We start from the raw sequence: 4,781 nt of genomic DNA on the forward strand, positions 1-4,781 counted from the left end.
TATAGAACATTATACATAAAAAATAATATCTATTATAGAATTTTATTGCTTTTTATCCATAGGCAATCATCCCTAGGATGTGGCCAGATCGCTTCATCTATTTGATGGGGTGACTGTTGTCATGTGATGTTCCATTCAATTGAAATTCGAATTATCTGGTAAATTCGGACTAATTTGTACATATTTGTTGGTTACTTGCTTTCTTACTCAACCTGGGTTATTCAAATGCATTTTTAACTTCAAATTTTTGAACAGTGTTGTCGCAGTTTGATTTTTTTATGAAACGGTTCAAAAGATTTTTTATTGTTATCGTCCCCATTTTCTCTTTATTGATTTCGTACAGTTCTAGACATAAATTTGGCTCATCAAGAACCAATTCACTGGTTGTAAATCTTGGTGTTCCTCCATCTCATTTGGATCCACATTTAGTTAGAGTCCCTAGAGAATTCTTTCTTATCTCGCATCTATATGAGGGTCTTTTAAGATTTGGAGCAAATGGTGATCTTGTTCCTGGATTGGCTGAAAACATTTCAGTATCACTAGATGGATTACATTATAGGGTTTATTTACGAAAATCTTTTTGGTCTGATGGGACTCCTCTAACGGCACATGATTTCGTTAGAAGTTGGCGCAAGGTGATTTCACCTTGTTCTAAATTTCATTTTTTTGGTTTCCATTTGAATTGGATTAAAGGTGCAGATGAATTGTGTTCAGGGCATTGCGACTGGTCTACAATTGCATTATTTGCAGAAGATGATGATTTGCTTTGTTTCTCATTAAAGCAGCCTGTAGCCAATTTTCAGCGACTTCTTGCTCTGCCTATATTTTTCCCCGTTTACGAAAACTGTAATATTAACAATTTAATTTGTAACGGGCCTTTTAAAATGAAATCATTTGATAGTTTTAGAAGTCTTGTGCTGGAAAAGAATGATTTTTATTGGAATGCAAGGTCAGTCTTCCTTGAAGAAATTAAACTTGTTTTTTTCGAAGAAGAGGCACAGATGCCTCTTTTTGAGGCGGGAGAGATCGATTGTGTAGGTTTTCTTTCACTCTACTCTGACGAAGCTATCAGACAACAATCTTCTACGAAGAAAATTGTTCATGATAATTCTTCCGTAATATGTTTTTTAAAAGTTAATACATATGACAGGCTTCTTTCTTCCAAAAAGGTTCGATCAGCTATTTCGATGGCTTTAAACAGAAAAGAATTGGTAAGAGCCTCTTTAACATTGACTCCGCCTGCTTACCGTTATTTTCCTCCGTCTCTATTCGATAACCTTCCACTGCTTGAACTGAGAGAAAATTTTGATGATGCAAAACGACTTTTTGAAGAGGGAATCAAAGAAGAAGGTTTAGACATTTCCCAATTTAATGAATTGAACATATGTTGTTTGCCGTTTTGTAGAGACTTTGCACAGGTCATTCAACAGCAATTATTAAAAAATTTGGGCATTTATATTCATATAGTTTTGCTTGATTATCCAGATTACATCCAAAAAATTTCTACAGGGGATTTTCAACTTTCTATTTCGAGATTAGTTGCTTCTTATCAAGATCCGTACGCTTTTTTAGATCTTTTTTTTCATTTTAAAGGTGTGAAAGCAAATTGGAATTCTGATTATTTCCGTTTTCTTTTCCAGAGAGGATTAACTCTCAGTGAAGATGAGAAAAAAAGTTGTATTGCAGAAATCGAGCGTCACATTTTAGAAGAATTGCCTGTTATCCCTCTTTCATTCGGATCTCCTCCATTTCTATTACATAAAGACTTATCTGGGGTAGTTTCGAACACATATATGTCTCTCGATTTTTCGAAGGCATTTTGGATCAAATAATTTTTTGGAGAGTCTAATGAGACGCATTCCTTTTTTATTGTTCCTGTTAGTCTGTGTTTCATTGATTCCTGGATCGTTTTTCTTTTTAAGACCTAAGAAGTCTGTCGCATCTTGTCCAGTAAAAACGTCTCTCCGGTTGAATATTGGAGCTCCACCACAAGAAGTAGATCCTCATTTTGTCCGTGATACAAATAGTGGATTCTTTGTGCTTCATCTTTACGAAGGTCTTTTTAGGATAGGTGAAAAAGGAGTTCTTCTTCCTGCTTTAGCGAAAAAAACATCTATCTCTAAAGACGGTTTAAATTACGAAATAGAATTAAGGCCGTCATATTGGTCAGATGGAACGCCTCTCACTGCACATGATTTCGTCCGTAGCTGGAGATCAGTTTTATCTCCACGTGGTAAATTTTCACCCTTTCGTTCTTCTTTTAATTTTTTCCTAGGAGCAGAACAAATAGATCCTTTTCATCCAGATTGGTCACGATTGTCTCTTTTTGCTAAAAATGATTATACCATTTGTTTTTCTCTTCGTAGGCGAATGCCCTCTTTTCTTTTTATGCTTACGCAACCACTATTTTTCCCAGTGCATCCATATGGTAGAACTGATGCTTCGATAACTAATGGACCTTTTCGTTTGATCAAAGGACAACAAAAACATTTAACTTGGGAGAAAAACCCTTTTTATTGGGACGTTAAATCTGTTCAATTAGAAAAAGTTGATCTTTTTTTTCTGCATGATAATGTTGCACAAACTTCACTCTTCATGAGGAAAGAACTTGACTGGATAGGAGGGTGCCTACTCTCTATTGCAGAATCTACTTTGGATCAACTTGAAGAATTAGAGAGTGAGTCGGCTTCTGTTCATTACGTGATTTTAAATACAGATTCTAGGATCTTCGCTTCCCAAAAAATTCGACGTGCTTTTTCGATGAGCTTGAATAGATTCGAATTAGCCAAAAAATTATCAAAACGGTTCTACCCAGCTTATCGATATCTGCCCACACTTTTTTCGTCCAAAATTGAAATGAATTCTTTGGTTGAAGATCTTGCTGATGCACTGGAAGATTTAAATATAGGATTGGCAGAACAGAAGTTGTTACCTGAGCATCTAAATGCTATTCGCTTCATATGCCATCCAGAACAGGTGCCAATAGTTAAGCTTCTCCAAGAGAGTTGGGAGAGAAATCTTGGCTGTAGAGTTAATATACAATTAGTAGACGCCAATACATTCTTGTCACGTCTGGAACGAGGAGAGTTTGATTGCGCAATTCAAGGGATGTCAGCGCCTTATCCTGATCCTTATACCTTGCTAGAACCGTTTAGATACAAAAGGGGAGCTAACAATTTTTCAAATTGGACCTCTTTTTTCTTTTTACATTTTCTTGAGGAAGGACTTTCTTCAGATGGACAAGAACGCCTTTCATTCTTGAGAAAGATGGAACGGACAATTCTTAACGAAATGCCAATAATACCTCTATTTTTCGAAAAACAAATTTATGCACATCAAAAAGACCTTCTTGGAGTAATTATTCAAGAATGTAGGATGGCAGACTTTTCAAGGGCATATTGGGGTTCTTGACTGCGATCCAATATAGTAATGTTTGTCTCTTATTTCGTGTGAGGATATGCAATTGAGATTAGGTGTCATTATAGGACTACTTTTTGTATCTTCGCTATGTTTTAAGATTTTTTATGTCAACGACTCTTCTTTTGGAGCGAATGAAAGAAAGAAAGATACTCTTGTTTTAAATTTGGGTGCTCTTCCGATAGAGTTGCATCCGCAATTCTTAAGCAATTCTAATAGTTCCACTATATCACTTCATATATACGAAGGATTATTTCGTCTTGGTACAGATAAAACGGTTATACCTGGTCTTGCTGAAAACATGTTAGTTTCAGACGATGGATTAAATTATCGTATACAATTGCGCAAATCTTTTTGGTCGAATGGGCTTCCTTTAACAGCCCACGATTTTGTCAGAAGCTGGAAGCATGCTATCTTGCCTGAGGATGGCAAAGTTTGTTTCGGCTCTATGCATTTTGATTTCTTTACGGGAGTAGAAGAGTTTCGAAATGGAACGTCCAGTTGGTCAAATGTAGCAATTGTTGCAGAAGACGATTATACGCTGCTTTTCACTCTTAAGCATCCAGTCCCATATTTTAAAGATTTGTTGACTCTTCCTGTTTTTTACCCAATTTATCAAGATTACAATACGTCTAGCTACCTAGTTACAAATGGTCCTTTTTACGTAAAAAGCTTTAAGCATGAACAATCGCTTATTTTAAAAAAGAATCCGTTTTATTGGGATGCGAATGCTGTTAATCTTTCGCAGATTAAATTTATGTTTGTAGAGTCAACAAAAACACAAACCCTTCTATTCGAACAAGGGGAGCTTGATTGCATCGGCGGTGGTTTTTTAATGGTTCCTCAAGAAGATGCTGATCGATTATCACCTTCTGGTTGTGTTTCGGATCAATATGATGTAGCAACTGTTTCCCATTTGATACTCAATACTAAAGCACCTCCTTTTGCTTCACATAAGGTGAGGTTGGCTTTTTCAATGGCTATTGACCGTGAAGAATTAGGAAGAGGTATTTTTAAAAGATCTTTTCCAGCTTACTCTTATTTGCCTCCTTCTTTTTCTACTCGTAAAGGAGCTCGCCTTATTCAAGAATCTCCACAAGTTGCGAAATTACTACTTGAAGAGGGATTGCAAGATTTAGGAATGTCAATAGAAGATCTCGGAGAAGTGCGTTTGCTATGTTCGGAAAGAGGGGCAGATGGAGCACAAGTCCTTCAACGGCAATGGGCAGAAAAATTGGGTGTTCTTATAAAAATTGAGATATTGGAATTCAGGTCTATTTTTTCTTGCTTAAAAGAAGGAGACTTTCACATGTCCATTAGCTGTATAGTTGCCAATTATCGAGATCCATACACATTTTTTGATA

3 protein-coding genes are annotated in these 4,781 nt (G+C 36.2%); all 3 read left to right on the forward strand.

The window, feature by feature from the left end; all coding sequences use genetic code 11:
• Positions 1-278 precede the first annotated feature (278 nt).
• Positions 279-1,832, forward strand: a complete 1,554-nt coding sequence (locus tag GCCT14_RS03605) for a peptide ABC transporter substrate-binding protein (protein ID WP_157952573.1) — start codon at positions 279-281, stop codon at positions 1,830-1,832.
• 16 nt (positions 1,833-1,848) lie between these two features.
• The gene (locus tag GCCT14_RS03610) at positions 1,849-3,411 is read left to right on the forward strand and encodes a peptide ABC transporter substrate-binding protein (protein ID WP_108624282.1); all 1,563 of its coding nucleotides are present in this window, start codon (positions 1,849-1,851) and stop codon (positions 3,409-3,411) included.
• A 46-nt stretch (positions 3,412-3,457) separates the two neighbouring features.
• On the forward strand, positions 3,458-4,781 hold a 1,324-nt coding region (locus tag GCCT14_RS03615), incomplete at its 3' end, for a peptide ABC transporter substrate-binding protein (protein ID WP_157952574.1).

This window comes from Candidatus Similichlamydia epinepheli (genome assembly GCF_003056015.1).

Coding starts and splice junctions, on each gene's coding strand:
- GCCT14_RS03605 (WP_157952573.1), top strand. CDS start 279: ATGAAACGGTTCAAAAGATTTTTTATTGTTATCGTCCCCATTTTCTCT.
- GCCT14_RS03610 (WP_108624282.1), top strand. CDS start 1,849: ATGAGACGCATTCCTTTTTTATTGTTCCTGTTAGTCTGTGTTTCATTG.